Annotated in this window: 17 protein-coding genes, 3 tRNA genes and 2 pseudogenes; 17 read left to right on the top strand and 5 right to left on the bottom strand. The window is 54.4% G+C overall.

What is annotated here, in order from left to right; all coding sequences use genetic code 11:
* The first annotated feature begins 441 nt into the window (after nucleotides 1-441).
* Nucleotides 442-2,178 (top strand): ABC transporter ATP-binding protein, encoded by a 1,737-nt coding sequence (locus tag B4113_RS00940; protein WP_061912100.1) that lies wholly within the window; start codon nucleotides 442-444, stop codon nucleotides 2,176-2,178.
* A complete protein-coding gene (locus B4113_RS00935; RefSeq protein ID WP_033843903.1) occupies nucleotides 2,162-3,961 on the top strand; it encodes an ABC transporter ATP-binding protein in 1,800 nt (599 codons plus the stop codon). The genes B4113_RS00940 and B4113_RS00935 overlap by 17 nt, the downstream gene beginning before the upstream one ends.
* 103 nt (nucleotides 3,962-4,064) lie before the next feature.
* On the opposite strand, the gene B4113_RS00930 is transcribed toward B4113_RS00935, so the two are convergent.
* Both B4113_RS00930 and B4113_RS00925 read right to left on the bottom strand, forming a co-directional pair.
* On the bottom strand, nucleotides 4,065-4,712 hold the full coding sequence (locus B4113_RS00930; protein WP_033843902.1) for an MOSC domain-containing protein: 648 nt from the start codon (nucleotides 4,710-4,712) through the stop codon (nucleotides 4,065-4,067).
* Between the two features lie 4 nt (nucleotides 4,713-4,716).
* Entirely contained in the window at nucleotides 4,717-5,721 is a 1,005-nt protein-coding gene (locus tag B4113_RS00925) for an LLM class flavin-dependent oxidoreductase (protein WP_033843899.1), read from the bottom strand.
* 195 nt (nucleotides 5,722-5,916) lie between these two features.
* Here B4113_RS00925 and B4113_RS00920 point away from each other — a divergent pair, with 195 nt between their 5' ends.
* From B4113_RS00920 to B4113_RS00875, 9 genes and pseudogenes are all read left to right on the top strand, one after another.
* Entirely contained in the window at nucleotides 5,917-6,480 is a 564-nt protein-coding gene (locus B4113_RS00920; RefSeq protein WP_033844920.1) for a thioredoxin family protein, read from the top strand.
* Between the two features lie 258 nt (nucleotides 6,481-6,738).
* Nucleotides 6,739-7,128, top strand: coding sequence for a gamma-glutamylcyclotransferase (locus B4113_RS00915; protein WP_033843897.1), 390 nt, complete (start codon nucleotides 6,739-6,741; stop codon nucleotides 7,126-7,128).
* Between the two features lie 225 nt (nucleotides 7,129-7,353).
* Nucleotides 7,354-8,712, top strand: a complete 1,359-nt coding sequence (gene glnA, locus B4113_RS00910; protein ID WP_033843896.1) for a type I glutamate--ammonia ligase — start codon at nucleotides 7,354-7,356, stop codon at nucleotides 8,710-8,712.
* A gap of 467 nt (nucleotides 8,713-9,179) precedes the next feature.
* Nucleotides 9,180-10,064: a sulfite exporter TauE/SafE family protein gene (locus tag B4113_RS00905; protein ID WP_033843895.1), complete on the top strand. Its 885-nt coding sequence runs from the start codon at nucleotides 9,180-9,182 to the stop codon at nucleotides 10,062-10,064.
* Nucleotides 10,065-10,069: 5 nt separating this feature from the next.
* Nucleotides 10,070-10,399, top strand: a pseudogene (locus B4113_RS00900) (MBL fold metallo-hydrolase); the annotation flags it as partial.
* Between the two features lie 519 nt (nucleotides 10,400-10,918).
* Complete coding sequence (locus B4113_RS00890; protein ID WP_033022624.1) at nucleotides 10,919-11,224, top strand: transporter suffix domain-containing protein; 306 nt, start codon at nucleotides 10,919-10,921, stop codon at nucleotides 11,222-11,224.
* Nucleotides 11,225-11,239: 15 nt separating this feature from the next.
* Nucleotides 11,240-12,031 carry an SGNH/GDSL hydrolase family protein gene (locus B4113_RS00885; protein WP_033843890.1) on the top strand — a complete coding sequence of 264 codons (792 nt, stop codon included), beginning with the start codon at nucleotides 11,240-11,242 and terminating at the stop codon, nucleotides 12,029-12,031.
* A complete protein-coding gene (locus B4113_RS00880) occupies nucleotides 12,031-12,945 on the top strand; it encodes an ABC transporter ATP-binding protein (protein ID WP_061912098.1) in 915 nt (304 codons plus the stop codon). The genes B4113_RS00885 and B4113_RS00880 overlap by 1 nt, the downstream gene beginning before the upstream one ends.
* Nucleotides 12,938-13,918, top strand: coding sequence for an ABC transporter permease (locus B4113_RS00875; RefSeq protein WP_033843887.1), 981 nt, complete (start codon nucleotides 12,938-12,940; stop codon nucleotides 13,916-13,918). The genes B4113_RS00880 and B4113_RS00875 overlap by 8 nt, the downstream gene beginning before the upstream one ends.
* A 144-nt stretch (nucleotides 13,919-14,062) precedes the next feature.
* On the opposite strand, the gene B4113_RS00870 is transcribed toward B4113_RS00875, so the two are convergent.
* Together B4113_RS00870 and B4113_RS00865 are read right to left on the bottom strand one after the other, a co-directional pair.
* Nucleotides 14,063-14,533 (bottom strand): hypothetical protein, encoded by a 471-nt coding sequence (locus B4113_RS00870; protein WP_033843886.1) that lies wholly within the window; start codon nucleotides 14,531-14,533, stop codon nucleotides 14,063-14,065.
* 14 nt (nucleotides 14,534-14,547) lie between these two features.
* Nucleotides 14,548-15,312: a hypothetical protein gene (locus B4113_RS00865; RefSeq protein ID WP_033843884.1), complete on the bottom strand. Its 765-nt coding sequence runs from the start codon at nucleotides 15,310-15,312 to the stop codon at nucleotides 14,548-14,550.
* A 263-nt stretch (nucleotides 15,313-15,575) separates the two neighbouring features.
* Between B4113_RS00865 and B4113_RS00860 the strand changes: the two genes are divergently transcribed.
* The 4 genes from B4113_RS00860 to nfsA all read left to right on the top strand — a co-directional run bounded on the left by B4113_RS00860 (nucleotide 15,576) and on the right by nfsA (nucleotide 16,856).
* Nucleotides 15,576-15,649: transfer RNA gene (locus B4113_RS00860), tRNA-Pro, on the top strand.
* Between the two features lie 9 nt (nucleotides 15,650-15,658).
* Nucleotides 15,659-15,731 (top strand) — tRNA-Ala (locus B4113_RS00855).
* Between the two features lie 9 nt (nucleotides 15,732-15,740).
* Nucleotides 15,741-15,833 (top strand) — tRNA-Ser (locus B4113_RS00850).
* A gap of 273 nt (nucleotides 15,834-16,106) precedes the next feature.
* Nucleotides 16,107-16,856, top strand: coding sequence for an oxygen-insensitive NADPH nitroreductase (gene nfsA / locus B4113_RS00845; protein WP_031409645.1), 750 nt, complete (start codon nucleotides 16,107-16,109; stop codon nucleotides 16,854-16,856).
* 371 nt (nucleotides 16,857-17,227) lie between these two features.
* Here nfsA and B4113_RS00840 read toward each other — a convergent pair whose 3' ends face one another.
* Nucleotides 17,228-17,818, bottom strand: a complete 591-nt coding sequence (locus B4113_RS00840) for a TetR/AcrR family transcriptional regulator (protein ID WP_061912097.1) — start codon at nucleotides 17,816-17,818, stop codon at nucleotides 17,228-17,230.
* Nucleotides 17,819-17,904: 86 nt separating this feature from the next.
* Between B4113_RS00840 and B4113_RS00835 the strand changes: the two genes are divergently transcribed.
* Nucleotides 17,905-18,468: a hypothetical protein gene (locus B4113_RS00835; RefSeq protein ID WP_061912096.1), complete on the top strand. Its 564-nt coding sequence runs from the start codon at nucleotides 17,905-17,907 to the stop codon at nucleotides 18,466-18,468.
* A 539-nt stretch (nucleotides 18,469-19,007) separates the two neighbouring features.
* Nucleotides 19,008-19,298, top strand: a pseudogene (locus B4113_RS20220) (acyl-CoA dehydrogenase family protein); the annotation flags it as partial.
* Nucleotides 19,299-19,319: the final 21 nt, after the last annotated feature.

Here is a 19,319-nt window from a genome sequence, read left to right as displayed (position 1 = left end):
GGGGAGGCCAGCGTGCGGGGAACACGGAAGACCCGCGCTGGTGTGCGGGAAGCATGGAAGCCCCACTCCGATAGGATGGGGACGGAAGAAGCTTGTGGCGCGTTATCGCGGCGCCGTCCATCGTGCTTGATGTCAAGGGGCTGACCCAAAAGGTCGCCTTCCTTCAAGATAGGCACAACATATAGTGCGGCAGAAGCAGTCAGTACGTATATATAGCGATGAAAGAGGGCGTCCCGGTCCGTTTGGGACACCCTCTTTTTCCGTGCCGTTGGCCGTCGGGTCACCATGGGGGGAACGAAGGCCATCCGCCTTGATCGGTCGCCGTTCCTTTTTCCGCGCACGTCTTCGTTGTCAAAACAATATTTCGGGTTTAGAATAAAATCAAGGGCGAGAAATCAATGGCGGTTCGGCGCCGCAAAGTGGAGAGGAGAGTGGCACAACATGCGGCAGGTGCTTGTTTATTTGCGCCCGCACAGGAAATGGATGGCGGTAGCTTGGCTGTTGATGTTGACGGAGTTGGTCATCGAGCTGTGGCAGCCGCTCTTGATGGGCAAAATCATTGATGAGGGCGTGATGAACCGGGATTTGACCGCCATCGCTACGTGGGGAAGCGTGATGCTGGGCGCATCGTTTTTAGCGTTTGCCGCGGGCATCGCCAACTCGTTTGCTGCTGCCTATGTCGGCCAGGAATATGGGTTTGCGCTGCGCACGACGTTGTTTGCGAAAATCCAATCGCTGTCACTGGCGCGGATCGAACAGCTGTCGACGGCCTCGTTGATTACCCGCATGACCAATGATGTCACTCAAGTGCAAAACATGCTGTTTATGAGCTTGCGCATTGCCTTGCGTGCGCCGCTGCTTGTCATTTTCGGCGTCGGGATGGCGTTTGTCGTTCAGGCCCGGCTTGCTTTCGTGCTGGCGGTGGCGGTTCCGCTGTCAGCAGCGTTTTTATTGTGGGTGATGAAAAAGGCAGGCGCGTCGTTTTCTGCCGTTCAGCGGGCGCTTGACCGGGTGAACGGCGTGATGCGGGAAAATTTGGCCGGCATGCGCCTCATTAAAGCGTGGGTGAGAAACGAGTATGAACAAGGGCGGTTTCTAGGGGCGAACGATGCGCTGATGGAGCGAACCATCAGCGTGTTTCGCCTAGTGGAAACGATCACCCCGGTCTTGTTGTTTGTCATGAATGCGGCCATCGTCGCGGTGCTGTTTTTTGGCCGTCATGACGTTGAGGCGGGAACGGCGAGCGCTGGGCAAGTCGTCGCGGTGGTCAACTATGCTACGCGGGCGACGGCGGCGCTCTCGATGTTCACGTTTATTACGATGGCGTGGTCGCGGGCGCGCGCGTCCGCCGCTCGTTTGGCGGAACTGCTTGACGCGCCAAGCGAGCCGGACGGCGGCCATACCGTCGAGCCCCCTGCCGCCAAGCGCGGGGAGATTCGCTTTGAACACGTGTCGTTTCGCTATCCGGGCAGCGGGCGCGATGCGCTTTCCGGCGTGTCGTTTGTCGTTCGCCCACAAGAGACGGTCGCCATTTTAGGGGCGACAGGAGCGGGGAAATCGACGCTTCTTCAGCTGATCCCGCGGCTGTATGAGCCGAGTGCCGGCCGGGTGCTGATCGACGGCGTCGACGTGCGCGAGTGGCCGGCGAAGCAGCTGCGCGAGGCGGTTCGCTTCGTTCCGCAAGAGGTGCTGCTCTTTTCCGGCACCGTCGCCGATAATCTTCGCTTTGGCAAGACGGAGGCGACTATGGAAGAGCTGGTCGAGGCGGCAAGTGCCGCTCAAATTCACGAAACGATCGCCACGTTTCCCGATGGGTACGAGACGGTCGTTGGCCAAAAAGGCGTCAATTTGTCGGGCGGGCAAAAGCAGCGCTTGGCCATCGCCCGCGCGCTTGTCGGCCGGCCGCAGATTCTGTTGCTTGATGATAGCACGAGTGCGCTTGATGCCGTCACGGAGGCGAAGCTGCTGGCCGCGCTTCGCCGCTATGCTTGTACGATGGTCATCGTGACGCAGAAGGTGAGCACGGCGATGATGGCGGATACGATTTTGTTGTTGGAAGACGGCCGTCTCACCGCACAAGGAAGCCATGAACAGCTGCTGGCGGCGAGCGAGCTGTACCGGCGGATCGTCGCCACGCAGGAAGGAAAGAAGGGACAAAGCCATGTCACTACGGCATAGCCCCCATGGGGCGCGGCAACCGGGGCGTCAGCGAGCCAAAAGCAGCATGGGCACGCTGCGTCGCCTTTGGACGTTTATCGCTCCGCAAAAGCGAAAGCTGCTTGCTGCGTTGGGGATGGTGGTCGCCAGCACGGCGCTGGCGCTGGCCGGACCGTATGTCATCGGTTCGGCGATTGATGTGTATATTGTTGAGAGGAAAACGGACGGCTTCCTCACAACGCTTTTGTTTCTGCTGGCGATTTATGCCGCTTTGGGGGCGGCGACGTTTTTACAAAACTATTGGATGATCGCCGTCGGCCAACGGACGGTGCACGCGATTCGCGCCCGCTTGTTCCGCCACTTCCATGAGCTGCCGATTTCCTTTTTTGACCGCCGCCAGCAAGGTGAGCTGATGAGCCGAATTACGAATGACATCGACAATATGAGCCAGACGTTCAACAGCACGGTCATTCAAGTCGTTTCGAGCACATTGACGCTCGCGGGCGCCATCGCCGTCATGGTGTTCAAAAGCCTCGTTTTGACCGCGGTGACGCTGGTCGTTGTGCCGCTCATGTACGCCGGCATGCGTTGGATTACGCGGCGGACGCAAGTGCGCTTTCGCGAGCAGCAGCGCGCCCTTGGCGAGATGAATGGATTGATTGAAGAAGCTTTGTCAGGGCAAAAAGTGGTGAAGCTGTTTTCCCAAGAAGAGCGGATGACAGCGGAAGTGGTGCGCAAAAATATCGAGCTGAAACAAGCGGGATTTTGGGCGCAGACGTATTCCGGCTTTATTCCGAAGCTGATGAACTTTTTAAACAACCTTAGTTTCGCCTTGATCGCCGGCGTCGGCGGATGGCTGGCGGTCAAAGGGATGATCTCGGTCGGCACCATTGTCGTGTTTGTCGAATACGCCCGACAGTTTACCCGCCCGCTCAACGATTTGGCGAACCAGTGGAATACGCTTCTGTCAGCATTGGCCGGCGCCGAACGGGTGTTGGAAATTTTCGATTTGCCAAAAGAAGAGGAAGATGAGGGGGAAGCGGAAGAGATCGATCGGCTTCACGGGCGCATCGAATTTCGCGATGTGGTGTTTTCCTACGACAAGCAGCGCCCCGCGCTTCGCGGCGTGAACTTCTCCGTTTCTCCGGGAGAAACAGTTGCGCTCATCGGTCCGACGGGAGCGGGCAAAACGACCGTCCTTCAGCTGTTAGCCCGCTTTTATGATCCGGATGCGGGGGCTGTTGTCATTGACGGGCGCGACAGCCGGACGATCAAACGGGCGAGCTTGCGCCGCCATATGGCGTTTGTGCTTCAAGATACGTTTTTGTTCGCGGGAACGATTCGCGACAATATCCGTTACGGCCGGCTCGAGGCGACGGATGAGGAAGTGGAGGAAGCAGCGCGCAAAGCGAACGCCCATTCCTTCATCACGAAATTACCGAACGGCTATGATACGGTTTTGACGGCGGACGGCGGCGGAATCAGCCAAGGACAGCGGCAGCTGCTGGCCATCGCCCGGGCGATGATCGCCGATCCGGCCGTGTTGATTTTGGATGAGGCAACGAGCAATATTGATACGGTGACGGAAGTGCGCATTCAAGAAGCGCTCGCGCGGCTGATGGCCGGCCGAACGTGCTTCGTCATCGCCCACCGGTTGAACACGGTGCAAAACGCCGATCGCATTCTCGTATTGAATGAAGGAAAAGTCGTGGAACAAGGGACGCACGAGGAGCTGCTTGAGGCCAAAGGATTTTATTTCGAATTGTACCGCCGCTATTGGGAGCGCGGCAGGCAGCGGGCGTAGCGAAACGAATCGGTCGGCAGATAGAACCGAGCGGCACAGGCGGATGAAGGAGGCATTGGGCGCAGGCCGCGCGCAGCGGGCGGTCTGCGCCAGCGGAAAGGGGTTACGGCTCCGTCTGAGCGGCGAGACGGTGAAGAAACGCTTCCCGCCAACTCGCTGACAGTGCCGGATGATAGGCAAGCTGTTCCATGGCGGTGACATTGTCCCGCTCATGATAGTAAATGCGGTTGATGTAGGCGATCGACAACGCTCCTTGGCCGCGCTCAACAAGGAGCAACGCTGCCCCCGGCTCGACGACGCCTTCGTTCAGCACCCGCAGGTAAAATCCGCTTTTCCCTGTCTGAATGACGGCTTTCGGCAATCCAGGAAGCTGATGGAACAAAGCGAGTTTCGAACAAGGTTGGCGCGGCTGTGACACTTGCACGAGCGCCGTGCCGGCCGCATAGATGTCGCCCAGACACGCCTCATCCTCGGTCAAACCGGCAAGCGTCCAGTTCTCCCCGAATGCCCCGGCCGCAAACGGCCGGCCATAGTGCCGCTCCCAGTAGGCAAAATGCTCCGATGGATACGCGCAAATCGCTTTGTCTTCGCCGCCGTGATGAACAAGATCGGCTTGGCCGTCTCCGGCTAAATGGCGTTTGCCGACGGCCACCGGCCCGGCGACTGGGGTTTTGTCAATGCCGCTCACGAGCGGCTGACCGTTGATGTCGAGCGTTTTCGGTGTTCCGACATTAATAGAAACGATCCGCATCAGTTCACCCCCATATCGCTTCGGCGATCAGCCGAAACGAAGTGAGTTTGTCGTGGAAATCATATGTAATCGTAACAAGCATGATTTCGTCTGTTTCATACGCTTCGCTTAGCCGGTAGAGCTCGTCTTTGACGCGCGCCGGACTGCCGACGATCATCCGCCTCCGGTTGTCCGCCACCCGTTGGCGTTCGTATGGGCTGTATCGATACGCTGCCGCTTGCTCCGGTGCGGGAATGCCGTTGACCGCCATCCCTTGCTCAATCATCAGCAGCGTCAAATCGAGGCTGCCGGCGATCCATTCCGCCTTTTCCTCGCTTTCTGCACAAACGGCAAAGACAGCGACCATCGACCGGGGCTTGTCCAGATACGGGGACGGCGCAAACCGCTCGCGATACGAGCGCATCGCTGCTTCGCCGCCGTCGCCGTTAATAAATTGGGCAAACACATACGGCAGCCCTTTTTCCGCCGCCAGCTTCGCCGTTTCCGAGCTTGAGCCGAGCAACCATACGTCCGGAGGGGACTGCACGATTGGCGTTGCTTTGACGCCATAAAGCGGATGCACGGGCGGGAGTGCATCATGCAGGTAGCCAAGCAGCTCGTCAATTTGCTCTGGATAGCGATCGATCGGACGTTGCTTTCCGTCATGAAGCGCCATCGTCGCTCGCGGCATGCCGCCGGGCGCCCGCCCGACGCCTAAGTCGACGCGCCCGGGCGCCAAGCCGGCCAACACGTGGAAGTTTTCCGCCACTTTATAGGCGCTGTAATGCGGCAGCATCACCCCGCCGGAGCCGATGCGGATGCGCGATGTTTTCGCTCCGATGTAGCCAAGCAGCACTTCTGGCGACGAGCCGGCGAGACTGTTCGTGTCATGATGTTCGGACACCCAAAAGCGCTTGTAGCCGAGTTCTTCGACAAACTGGGCGAGCCGGACGGTGTTGGCAAGCGCCTCCTCGGCCGTTGTGCCTTTCGCGATCGGCGATTGGTCAAGGACGCTGAGTTCGAGCGGCATCATCATTCCCCCTCTGTTTGTCAGCTGAAAATGGTTAGTTCTTATTATGCTCCCGTTCGCTGTGTTTTGTCCATCGATTTGCCCGGCGCGGCGAGTCAGAAACCGATCCTGCCGGGCCACCAAGCGATGAAAGATGCATGCTGAGCGGTTCTTTGGTATAATGAGGAAGAAAACAGGAGAGAGAGGGTGGTCATCATGCCAGCTGTCGAGTCGAACATGTTCCCGCTCGGCAAACAAGCGCCGCCGTTCGCCTTGACCAACGTCGTTGACGGCCGGCTTGTCCGCCTAGATGACGTCAAGTCGGATGTGGCGACCGTCATTATGTTTATTTGTAACCATTGTCCGTTTGTCAAACATGTCCAGCACGAGCTTGTCCGCCTAGCCAACGATTATATGCCCAAAGGGGTGTCGTTTGTCGCCATCAATTCGAACGATGTTGAACAATATCCGGACGACTCGCCGGAAAACATGAAAAAGGTGGCCGAAGAACTCGGCTATCCGTTCCCGTATTTATACGATGAGACGCAGGAAGTGGCAAGAGCGTACGATGCGGCTTGCACGCCCGATTTTTACATTTTTGATCGCGAACTGAAATGCGTCTACCGCGGCCAGCTTGATGATTCGCGTCCAAGCAACGGCATTCCGGTGACCGGGGAATCGATTCGTGCCGCGCTGGACGCTTTGTTGGCGGGTCGTCCGGTGCCGGAACACCAAAAGCCGAGCATCGGCTGCAGCATTAAATGGAAACCATCGTCGTAAAAAATGATTGACATTTCATACTCAAACAGATATGCTAAGAAAAGCACCATTCGTTCGTTACGAAATTGTCACCGCCGTGTCGTTGCTCAGCGGATGCAGCCGACACGGCTTTTTTGCGCCACCAATCGCTCAACAAATTCACACTGGCGCCGCCACGGAGCGGCAAGGATGGATGAGAGGTAGGGCTTCCATTGTTTTTGTTTCATCCTTTGAGTTTTCATAATCATTATTATGTAAACAAAAGGGAGGGGCGAGAAGATGGCGGAACGACGATATCGGGTGTTTGTGTACGGAACACTGCTGACGGGTGAGGACAATCACCCTATCGCGGCGCCGTACGTTCGCGACGTACGCCCAGGAAAAGTCAAGGGCCGTTTATACAACGTCGGGTTGTACCCCGCGCTTGTGCTCGGAGAAGAGGGGGAAGTGGAGGGGGAATGGCTGACGGTGACGGAAGAGGGGCTCAAGGCGATGGATGAGCTTGAAGACTACGGGGAAGGACGGGACGACAATGAATACGAACGAGTATGGGTTCGCGATGTCTGTCAACCGCTCGAAGGATATGTGTACGTTTATCGGCCGGAAAAAGCGGTCGGTTTGCCGCTCATCCCGTCCGGATCATGGCGACACCGCAAGGAGAACATGTAACATTGATGGCGGATGACAAAGGACAGCTTGCAGGAAACATCGTTTCGCAAGCTGTTTCGTTTTTGTATAAACATCCGCGTTTTCGCACTTTGTTTTGTAAACGGTTCCAAAAACCGTTATAAAAATACAGAAAAATTAATGAAAAAAGGGTTGCCAAACGGCGGCTCTTTTTCTATAATAAAAGCATGTTAGAAAAATAAACGTACGAATGTGAGGTAATGTAACATGTCGAATTTGTTCGTTTCCTCTACACAAACGGGGCTGTTGGAGCAAATCAAAGAAACGATCCAACAAAAAAATGTAGAGCTGCTTCATTTGCAGTTCGTCGACATTGAAGGGATTTTAAAGCATGTCACCGTCACGGCCGAGCAGCTTGATGACGTCGTCGGTGGAAAAATCATGTTCGATGGTTCGTCGATCAAAGGATTTTCACCGATCAATCGTTCTGACTTGTACTTGTTGCCGGATTTGAATACGTTCGCGGTGTTGCCGTGGACGGTGGAAGAAGGTTATGCAGAAGCGCGCTTCCTTTGCTCGGTGACCAACCCGGACGGCACGCTGTTTGAAGGCGATCCGCGCAACGTGCTGAAAAAAACGGTTGAGCGGGCGGCGGAAAAAGGATACACGATTTCGGTCGGCCCGGAGCTCGAATTTTTCTTGTTCAAAGCGGATGAACACGGCAACCCGACGCTTGAACTTCATGACAACGGCGGCTATTTTGAACCGTCCCCGAAAGATTTAGGGGAACGCGTTCGCCTTGAAATTTACCGCGCCTTAAAAGCGATGGGCTTTACGATCGAAGCGTCGCACCATGAGGTGGCGGAAGGCCAGCATGAAATCAACTTCAAATACGCGGACGCGCTCGGGGCGGCCGATAACGCGACGACATACAAATGGGTCGTTAAAACGATCGCCGGCAAATTCGGCCTTCACGCGACGTTCATGCCGAAGCCGGTGTTCGGTATCAACGGTTCGGGGATGCATGTCAACATTTCTCTCTTCAAAGACGGAGAAAACGCGTTCTTTGACCCGAACGATGCCAATCAGTTGTCAGCTACAGCGTACCAATTTATCGCCGGTTTGTTAAAAAACGTCAAACATTTTGCGGCTGTGACCAACCCGCTTGTCAATTCGTACAAACGGCTGGTGCCGGGGTATGAGGCGCCTTGCTATATCGCGTGGTCGGCTTCCAACCGTTCGGCGCTCATTCGCATTCCAGCGAAGCGCGGCATGGCGACGCGCGTTGAGCTGCGCTGCCCAGATCCGTCAGCCAACCCGTACTTGGCTTACGCCATCATCGCAGCGGCTGGCCTTGACGGCGTGGAAAAAGGGTTGACGCCTCCAGCGGCGATTGACGAAGACATTTTCCATATGTCAGAAGAACGCCGCGCGGTGCTTGGCATCGACAACTTGCCGGAAAACTTAGGCGCTGCCATCGCGGCGTTCGAAGACGGCGAAATCGGCCGTGCGACGCTCGGCGAGCATGTATTCCATGAATACGTGGCGATGAAAAAAGACGAATGGAACAGCTACCGCACGGCGGTTCATGCGTGGGAAATCGAACGATACCAAGGAAAGTTTTAAGCGGATGATGGAGCGGCAGGCCGCCATCCGGTGAAGCGGTCGCGGTGGCGGCCTCGTTGTCAAAGGTGCTCTGGGCAAAGCGCAGAGCGCCTTTTTTCGTTCGATGCGGCTTCGGTCTGAGGATTGCTGTTATGTTTTTTTTGTTCACAACGGATGGTAGGTTCGTCACCACAATATGGACTTGACAGACCCCGCCTCCCTTTTGTATTTCGTTGTGATTCGGTCAAGTTCATCACCATAATATGGACTTGACAGACGGTTTACTTCACCGGACAAGTGTATACAAAACATGATTTGTTTTCTCTTCTTTCTTGGAAGCATAAAATCGAGTCCGGCTTTTGATGGAGAGCCGGATGATGGGGAGGGAATGAATTGTTTTATTTTTGTAAAAATCATAGTTGACAACTATGAATAGTTGGATTTAAATATAAGTAACATGCTTAACTATAGTAAACGGAGGGAGAATCATGAAAAAATTGATTGTGTTTCTGTTTGTAGGATTGATTGCTCAGCTCATTGACGGATCGCTCGGGATGGCGTACGGCGTCACTTCAACGACGCTTTTGCTGACGTTCGGCATCGCCCCGGCCGTCGCTTCAGCGTCCGTCCATTTGGCGGAAGTGGCGACGACGGCGGCGTCCGGTATTTCCCATTGGAAATTTGGCAACGTCGACCGCGCCATGGTGGTGAAGCTGATTATTCCCGGATCGGTCGGCGCGTTTGTCGGTGCTTGCTTTTTAAGCAACTTGCCGGGAGATTTGATCAAACCGTACGTTTCATTGTTTTTATTGGTGCTTGGCTTTTACATTATTTATCGATTCTTGGTATTGAACGGCCGCGCCCCATCGGCTTCGGGAAAACAATGGTCGAACAAACAGCTCGTCCCGCTCGGTTTGGTAGCCGGGTTTCTTGACGCCACTGGGGGAGGGGGCTGGGGGCCGATTGCGACGCCGGTGCTGCTCGCGAATCGGACCATGGAGGCGCGCAAGGTCGTTGGCACCGTCGATACGTCCGAATTTGCCGTTGCGCTCTCGGCGACGATCGGATTTGCGATTTCTCTCGGCTGGGAGCAGGTCAACTGGTATTGGGTGCTAACGCTGATGGCGGGGGGGATCATCGCCGCGCCGATTGCCGCTTGGCTTGTGCGCAAACTGCCGTCCCATTTGCTTGGGGTGCTAGTTGGCGGTCTCATCATTTTGACGAATGTCCGCACGCTTCTGCACGCTTGGGAGGCGCCAGCATCCGTGTATCCGACCGTTTATAGTCTCATCGTGATCGGCTGGGCAGCGGCGGTGATCTTGGCTGTACGGAATGGACGGAAAGGAGTGGCGAGCAAGGAGATGGCTTCCTAACCGAGCTGCTTCTTCAGCATTGCCCAAACGCCACGGTCGTCGTCCATCCGAAAGGGAAGCGGCATTTAGTCGACCCATCGCGTCTCATCGCCGGAGCGAAGGCGGTGTACGGCGCCCAATTTGATGCGCTCTTTGCTCCGATTGTTCCGGTGCCGGAAGAACGGGTGATCGTGAAGGAGGATGGAGAGACGCTCGCACTGAGCGCCGAGCGGACGCTTACCTTTTATGATACGCCGGGGCATGCGAACCACCACTTTTCGATTTATGATTCATACAGCGGTGGGGTGTTCACCGGTGATACGATCGGCGTTTTTTATCCGCAGCTGCAAGAGGCGGTTCGGCTAGAACGTTGGTAAAAAACAGCCGTTTGCCTTGGACGATGATCGAACGTATGAACGATGTAACAAGTTTTTTTCTACTTAGGAAACGATTCCGAGAAGCGATTGCGCGAGTAAATCATGGGGGAATGACCCAAAAGGCGATCTCCTCTCAAGAAAGACACAGCATATAGTGTGGAGAGGGGGTTTAGTATCTATCCTGAAAACACCTGAATTCCAAAATGAGTAAAGTTACAGCATTCAACATAAGGACATTTTCATCCTTCCGATGGTGATAAAAATGTTTTGTCATGGAAGTCTATATATAGCGATGAGAGAGGGTGTTCCGATCCTTTGGGAACACCCTCTTCTTCGATTCTGCCCTATGCTGCGGGCGGACGGCGTTGAAGCGAGCTCTCCTTTTCGCCGGCGCGCATGGGAAGCCAAGCGAACCGTTTTGGAAAACAAGGATAAATATGTTAGAGTGGAAATACGTGAGTGTTTGCTTTTGGCATTCAGGCAAAAGGGGGCGAAAGAGTGAAGCGAAAGCCGTCCGCTAGGCAGCGCATCGGTGTCGGACTGATCATCGCCTCGTTCGTTGTTTGGGTCGTTCCGCCGATCGCTCCATTTTTACCGTTTTCCGCTTCCGTCAAAGCATGGGCGGTGACGAGCGCCGTTGTGCTCGCCGAGATGTTGTTTTGGGCCGGAGCATGGCTGGTGGGAAAGGAAGCGGCGGCAAAGCTGAGGAAGTACTGGAATCCAAAACGTTGGCGAATGAAACGGCGGCCGGAGCAAACTAACGATGCTGAAACCGATGGTGAAAGGCAGCGACAAAGCAAATGAAATGAGGTGAATGGTATGCGACTGGGCGTTGTGGGGCTTGTGATTGCGGCTGCCGCTATGTCAGCAGCGCTTTGGCTTGGCGGGCTCGTGTTGGCCGTGCAAGACCAGCTCGCTCCCCCCTCTAAGCCCCCGGGGCAAACGCAGCCTTCGGTCCACGGGGCAAAGAAGGGCGATGGTGATATCGATATCGTCGCTTTAGGCGACTCGTTGACGCGGGGGACGGGCGATGAAAGCGGCAAAGGGTATGTCGGCTATATGGTCGATGAGCTGCGAAAGCAGACGGAGGCGCCGATTCGCGTTACGAACTTGGCGGTTCGTGGCCTGCGCTCCGATGGCTTGCTTCGCCAGCTCGGCCAACCTGAGATTCAGCGGCAAATCGCCATGGCCGATCTGATCGTCATGACGATCGGCGGCAACGATCTGTTTCGGGGCGGGGAAGCGCTTCGGCTGAATGAAAAAGAGCTGAACGCGGCAAAACGGCAGTATGCGGCGAACCTAGACCGCATTTTTGCCATGCTTCGGCGCTTCAACACCGATGCCGTCATTTTGGCGATCGGCTTATACAACCCGTTCAGCGATTTCGGCGATGCCAAACGCACGTCCGCCGTCGTCCGCGACTGGAATTTTGTCGCGGCGGAAGTGGCGGCCCGCTATCCGAACGTCGTCGCGGTGCCGACGTTTGATTTGTTTGCTTTGCACGTCAACGACTATTTGTACAGCGATCATTTCCACCCAAACCAAGAAGGATACAAACGAATCGGAGAGCGTGTCGCTTCGCTGATTACGCTGACGGAGGAGAATCGCTGATGATGAAACCGGTGACACTAGCGGTCCATGAACTGCGGAAAACGATCCGCGGCAAAGAAATTATCCGAGGCGTTTCGTTTGCTTTGCACGAAGGGGAAGTGTTCGGTTTTTTAGGGCCGAACGGCGCGGGCAAAACGACGACGATCCGCATGCTCGTTGGGCTCATTCGCCCGACGTCGGGGACGGTGATGATTGGCGGGTATGATCTTCACCGCCAGTTTACCGAGGCGATCCGCCAAATCGGCTGCATCGTCGAAAATCCGGAAATGTACCCGTACTTAACCGGATGGGAAAACCTTGAACATTTCGCCCGTATGATGCCGGGAATCGGCGCCGATCGAATCATGGAAGTGGCGAAGCTCGTTGGGCTCGAGCAGCGCATTCACGACCGGGTAAGCGCGTATTCGCTCGGCATGCGGCAGCGGCTTGGCATAGCGCAAGCGCTGCTCGGGAAGCCGAAGGTGCTTATTTTGGATGAGCCGACCAACGGCCTTGATCCGGCCGGCATTCGTGAAATGCGCGCCTTCATCCGCTTTTTGGCGGAAACGGAAGGGCTTAGTGTTCTCGTCTCTTCGCATTTGTTAAGCGAAATTCAGCTCATGTGCGATCGCGTCGCTATTATGGCGAAAGGGCGCCTGCTAGCTGTTGATACAGTCGAGCGGCTGTTAAACGAACAGGCGCGCGTCGTCTGGAAAGCGGCTCCGCTCGATCGGGCGCAGGCGCTGCTCGCTGAGGAGACGGAGGTGCTGCGGGCGGATGAAGAGGGGATTATCACGCCGTATGAACCGGCCAAGCTCGCTGCTTGGAACGCCAAGCTCGTCCGTGCCGGCGTGGCGGTTGCTCACATTGAACCGCGGTTGCCGACGCTCGAAGATTTATTTATCGAGCTGACAGGGGGCGAAACGATTGAGTAAGCTTGTGTACAATGAAATGTTGAAAATCGTCCGCAAAAAGCGGCTATGGGTGATCGCCGCCATTGTGGCGGTGCTCGTCGCCTTGTTTACATATGCTCAATATCGGGAGACGGAAGAGTTGAGAAAACGGCTCGGCACGACCGACTGGCGGACGCAGCTGCAGCAGCAAATCGTCGACTTGCAAAATCGCCTCCAGTCGCCGAGCATGTCCGAGGAGTGGCGCAAATATTTACAAATCCGCCTCAAGCAGCAACAGTATTACTTAGAGCACAACGTGAATCCGTCCGCCCCGGGGGCGCCGACGTTTATGCGCACGTTTATCGAAAACGCCATCGACTTGTTTTTGCCGCTGCTCGTCATGGTGGTGGCGGCCGATCTTGTCTCCTCGGAGGCGAGCGCCGGAACGATCAAGCTGCTTCTCGTCCGGCCGGTGAAACGGTGGAAAGTGCTGCTTAGCAAATATATCGCTTTGCTGCTGTCCGTGTCGTTTATTATGCTGACAACAGCGGTGCTGTCGTATGCCATCTCCGGCCTTGTATTCGGGTATGGCGGCTTTCATTTGCCGTTGTTGACCGGTTTTGTTTCCCAAGGCGAGGACTTGAATACGGATAACGTGCATATGATTCCGCAATGGAAATACATTTTGATGGAGTTGGGGTTAGCCGCGTTTGTCAGCACGGTCGTCGGCACGTTGACATTGATGCTTTCCGTTCTGTTTCGGAGCACAGCGGCGGTGATGGGAGTGATGCTGGCGGCTCTCATTTCGGGCGCCATTTTGTCGAACATGGTGTCGTCATGGCAGTCCGCAAAGTATTTGTTTATGGTCAATTTGCGGCTCACCGATTACTTGAAAGGCGCCGCTCCTCCGATTGAAGGAATGACGCTCGGCTTTTCCATGACGGTGCTGGCCGTGTGGGGACTTATGGCTCTCGCTGTCGCTTTTGTTGTCTTTGCACGGCGCGACGTGTATTAAAAGGTTGCACCTCGATGGGAGCGGTGAATTTTCTAAAACGGGAAAGGTAGGCCGCCGGCATCGGGCGGACCAAAACGGGAAGGCGTGATACGTCGACAAAGCGAGGCGCGCTAGCATCCCATGTTGCGTGCGGCATGGCGACTGTCATTGGCGCGTTCTCTTTTCATCGTCGATGCCGGCGAGGCCGAGCGCATGATGATTCCATAACAGCCGCTCGATCATCGGCCACTGCGTTTCATCACAGCGGATGAGGAGAACGATTTCCGCGCGCCTGTTCGTTTGGCGGCGCGCCGTGTTTCGGTTGAGCCCCCATTTCAACAGCAGGCCGAGCGAGATGCCGACCACCGCCCCGATCACCCCCCAAATGATCGGTCCCCATGTTAATACATAGCCGTAAATCGAACCAAGTAGCATGAAACAAGTCCCGAAAATCGCCGCTAGATCGAGAAAGCTCAAGCCGTCCGCGCGGTGGATCGTATCTAACAGCTGCGGCGGCTCCGGGCGGCCGTCAAGCGGAACGGCGAACAGATGGTGTGGGGGAACTCCTTTTTCGCGCAAAGCGGAAATCACCAGCTCGACGAACAAATGGTTTTCAAAAGTGGCAACGACAATCATAGAAAGCCTCCTGATCAAATAGGCCATCGAAATGGTTTTGGTTGGCAGCGGCGGCGCAAATAGTTGGACAGCTCTTTTTCAAACAGCTTGTTGTATTCGACGGCTGAAACGTACGCATCGTAGAAGACAAACGAATAAATGGAAGGCAAATACAGCGCCCATTGCATATTCACGATGCGCACCGCCTCATCAAAGCGGCCGGTGAGCGTATAAATGATCGCTTCGGGCAAGCGGGCAAAATAGGAAACGATAATGGTAAAGCCGAACAGAAACAAACCAGCAATCACCTTATGAACGTACAAATGGCCGAGGCCGGGGGCGAGCACCGACCAAGCGAGCGCTAGCCACGGCTTACGTTTGTCCAAGTAATTGATGTCCCATCCCCCCATTCGCAGCGGGGGAATGGGTGCGTCTTCCCGGTCAGCGAGCAAATACAGCTTGTTCATGTCAACGGCGCCGCGATAGCTGTCCCAGATTCCGTATATGTAAATGGCGACATAAAACATCAGCCATCGCTCATCAAGAACGGCTTTGGCCTTTTCGAAATCGCCGAGGAGCGAGTACAATATTCCGGCGTTGACGTGCGCTTTTGTATTGATAAACAGCTCCCAAACGATTAAAATAAAAGCCGTGGCGTAACGGTGCAGCATCAAATTGCCGAATCCGGGAAACGAAAAGGAAAAAAAGGCGACGACAAGCGGATGGCGCAAATGGAGGTTGGTGGTGGTAAACTGCGACAAATATGCTCGTTTGCGCCGCGCCGGCGGGATGAATTTCATGGGCTCTCCCCCTTTTCCGCGAACATGTCGTGCAGCAAGCGGTCGTTTTCGTCCCTAGGTGGAGGGGAAACCGTTGACCATGGAACGTTTCCGCGCTGCGTCCGATCGCCGTTTTTTTTAGTATAGGAAAAAAAGGGTGGCCGCTATGCAACAGGCGGTGGAAAACCCGTCAAGCCCGGGCGGTGGGGGAAAATGATAAAAAATCATTGACTTTCTTGCGAGGTTCATATAAAATAAAAATTGTCGCAAGGGTAAGCAATCAACGGGAAGTAGCTCAGCTTGGTAGAGCACACGGTTCGGGTCCGTGAGGTCGCAGGTTCAAATCCTGTCTTCCCGATCCTTGCTTGGGGCCTTAGCTCAGCTGGGAGAGCGCCTGCCCCGCACGCAGGAGGTCATCGGTTCGAATCCGATAGGCTCCATTTTCGTACGGAGGAATACCCAAGTCTGGCTGAAGGGGGCGGTTTCGAAAACCGCTAGGGGTGTCACAGCCCGCGGGGGTTCGAATCCCTCTTCCTCCGCCATTGTACATAGGAACGTCAACCTGCCGATTTCCGGCAGGTTTTTGTTTTGCGCTCTTTGCCACAAGGTGTGCTTGACTGTTTCAAAACATGCCATACTTCCTTTCCGTGAAAATGCCGAACTGTCGCGAGATTTTCATGTCTGGGTGGAGGGCCGATCACCGCCCATGGATCTTTTCCGTGAAAATGCAGGACTGACGTGTTTTCGGCTCTCTCTTTTTTGGTATGATAATCATCGATGGCAAGCTACTCATTGCACAGGAGGGTGTGTACAAGATGAATCCCGTTATCGAAACGATTTTGCAACATCGTTCGATCCGTCGCTTCGAAGATCGGCCGCTCACGGATGAACAAATTCGCACGATCGTTGAATGCGCCCAAGCGGCGTCGACGTCAAGCTACATTCAGGCGTACTCGATCATTGGGGTGAAAGATCCGGAGAAAAAACGGAAGCTCGCCGAGCTTTCGGGAAATCAGTCTTATGTCGAGCACAACGGCCATTTCTTTGTCTTTTGCGCCGATTTTCACCGCCATGAACTCATCGGGGAGCTTGAAGGAAAAGACGTGATCCCGTCGCTTGAGAGCACGGAAAAGTTTATGGTGGCGCTCATCGATACCGCGTTAGCGGCGCAAAACGCCGCCATTGCCGCCGAGTCGATGGGGCTTGGCATCTGCTATATCGGCGGATTGCGCAACAACTTGCCGGACGTGTGTGCGCTCTTAAACGTACCGAAACGAGTCATTCCGCTGTTTGGCCTTGCCGTCGGTTATCCGGCGCAAACGCCGGACCGCAAGCCGCGGCTGCCGTTTGCGCACGTTTATCATGAGGACGAATACAACCAAGATCGCGCTCCGTTCCTCGAACAGTTGCAGCGCTACAATGACACGGTTTCGGCGTATTATGAGCAGCGGACAAACGGACGCCGCCGCGATACATGGACGGGGCAGATGGCCGATATGCTGAGCCGCTCGGTCCGGATGTACATGAAAGAATTTGTCGAGGGGAAAGGGTTTAATTTACGGTAGTGGACTAGCTCAGCTTAATGAGGGAAAGAGGCATCTGTTGCTGAAGAGACGAGGAGCCATGCTCATAGATAGGTGAAGAATCTATTGTTGATGTTTATCGACGTCGGCTTGATCATCCCGGTCATGCCGACGTTTATTCCGCAGTTGGAATGATCGGGAGGGGGACTTTCAGCCTGCTTGTCGCTGTTTTTTCTTTTCCCACGGCTGGCCAAATAGCCGATGCGTAACACTTATGTATGGATGTTTTGGCAAGAGTAACCTGAGTCGGTGCTCCATCGAAGAGAAAGCGGCAAGATCACCTGTCTTTTGTTTGTCGTCGTTTGACGGTTGCCGTTTTGTTAAGGACCAAAATAAGCTACGCTCCATTTGTCTTAACGGCAAATGGAGCGTAAGTGATATTCGATAATTTCTTCGATTTTTGAAGGAGATAGCTTGCCAGATTGCATGATGCCGTGCATCGCTAAGCCGTCAACCAATGCGTATAGGCGCTCTGTTTCCAACTCAATCGACACATCAGACCTTAACAGCCCGAGATCGCGCAACAGTTCAAGCATCCTTTTCATGGCCGTTCGCAACTGATGGTATATTTGTTCGCTCAGTGGTTGGAGCGCGGGATCCCAAAGTGCCCTTTGTGTAAAAACAAGCCACACCTCCATTTCTTTTTTTGTTTCATCGGTTAACGGCAGAAGTTCAAGGAGACAACGCTTGACTCCTTCAAGGGGCGGGATGGAGGGAGGGATGGCCTCAACCCGCTCCCGCACCCGTTCAGAGACAAGTCTCATCGAAAAGGCTAACAACTCGGATTGAGAAGTAAAATAATAGCGCAGCGCCCCGGCAGACATTCCTGCCTCTTTAGCGATATTTCGCACGGTTGCTTTTTCAATCCCGTCCCGCATGATCACGGTCCATGTCGCTTCTGCAATTCGTTTCCTCTGCTTTTCGTGATCGACTATTTTGGGCATATATCCAGTGTAACACAGTTGTTTTTTTAATACAATTGTGTTACTATTTTTTTTGATACAAATGTGTTAAAAAGGAGGCGGTCCATATCATTGGTTGGCTGATTATCGCATGTGAAGTGCTGTTTTGGGTGTTCGTCATATCGGGATTGTTCACGCGTTATGTGTTAAAATGGAAAATGACCAGTGTATGCCTTTTTTTATGCACCATTTTGGCAGATCTTATTTTACTAGTTGTGTCGGTTGTAGACTTAGCGCACGGGCAGACAGCGAAGTTATCTCATTCATTGGCAGCTGTTTATATCGCTGTATCCGTTGTGTATGGACGTCGCATGATCCAATGGGCAGATCATCAGTTTGTTCACCTTTTTTTGAAAATGCCTAGGCCGAAAAAATCTCTTCTCTTCGGAAAGGAGCATGCCAAGCACGAACGCCTAGGGTGGTATCGTCACCTGAGGGCTTGGGCGATCGGTCAAGCGATTTTGTTGGCTATGGTTTGGTTCGTAGGCGATATGTCGAAAGCGAAAGAACTGTTGATGATGGCAGGCCGTTGGACGTTGGTTTTGGTGGTTGATTTTGTCTGGAGTTTCAGCTATACCGTATGGCCGCGAAAAGAACCGAAGGAGATACTGGCCAAACCAAGAAATTGGTAGAGAAAGGGAGAGGAATGCCGTGAGTTTGATCGAGCGATTGGCGCAATGGATTCGCGAGGCGAAGACGATTGCCGTATAGACGCAACATAGAGAGGCTGAAGCAGCCAGTACGTATATAGCGAAGAAAGAGGGGTCCCGATCTTTTAGGGACCACCTCGGCTGAAAAGCGAAGCCTCTTGATTTACAACCCTTGCGCCAACGGGGAACGTTTTCTCGTTGGACAAAAAGCGCAAAAAGTATTGTACTTTTCAGAACATTTGAATATAATAGAGGTAACATACCAACCGGTTGGTATTTTAAGTGGGTGGAGCAGGGCGGAAAGGCGAACAGAAAACGGAGGGGATTCACGATGCATTTGCGCTTAACCGATGAGCAGCGCATGGTGCAAAAAGCGATTCGCAAATTTGTCGAGAAGGAGCTGATCCCGCTCGAAAACGAAGTGCTGCGCAACGAGCGGGAAGGAAAGCCGGGGCTTGCGCCAGAAAAATTAAAAGAGCTGCAATTCAAGGCGAAGGAAAGAGCTGCAATTCAAGGCGAAGGAAGCGGCGAAATGGCTCGTGTTGAACACGGCGTTTACGCTCGATCAAGGGGAGGACAACCGCCATTTGGCTTCGATGGCGAAGCTGTTTGGCGCCAACATGGGCAATCGCGTCATCGACCGCGTCATACAAATTCACAGCGGCATGGGCTATACGAAAGAGCTGTCGATCGAGCGCTGGTATCGTGAGGCGAGATTATGGCGCATCTATGACGGCACGGATGAAATCCAACGCCTCATTATCGCCCGCAACTTAATCAAAGGACACGTCAAACTCGGGCAGTTTCTCTAAAAAATGAAAGCGTTACCGAAA

The organism is Geobacillus sp. B4113_201601, from assembly GCF_001587475.1.
Classification (GTDB): Bacteria; Bacillota; Bacilli; order Bacillales; family Anoxybacillaceae; genus Geobacillus; species Geobacillus icigianus.
This window is presented reverse-complemented; position numbering and strand designations above follow the sequence as displayed.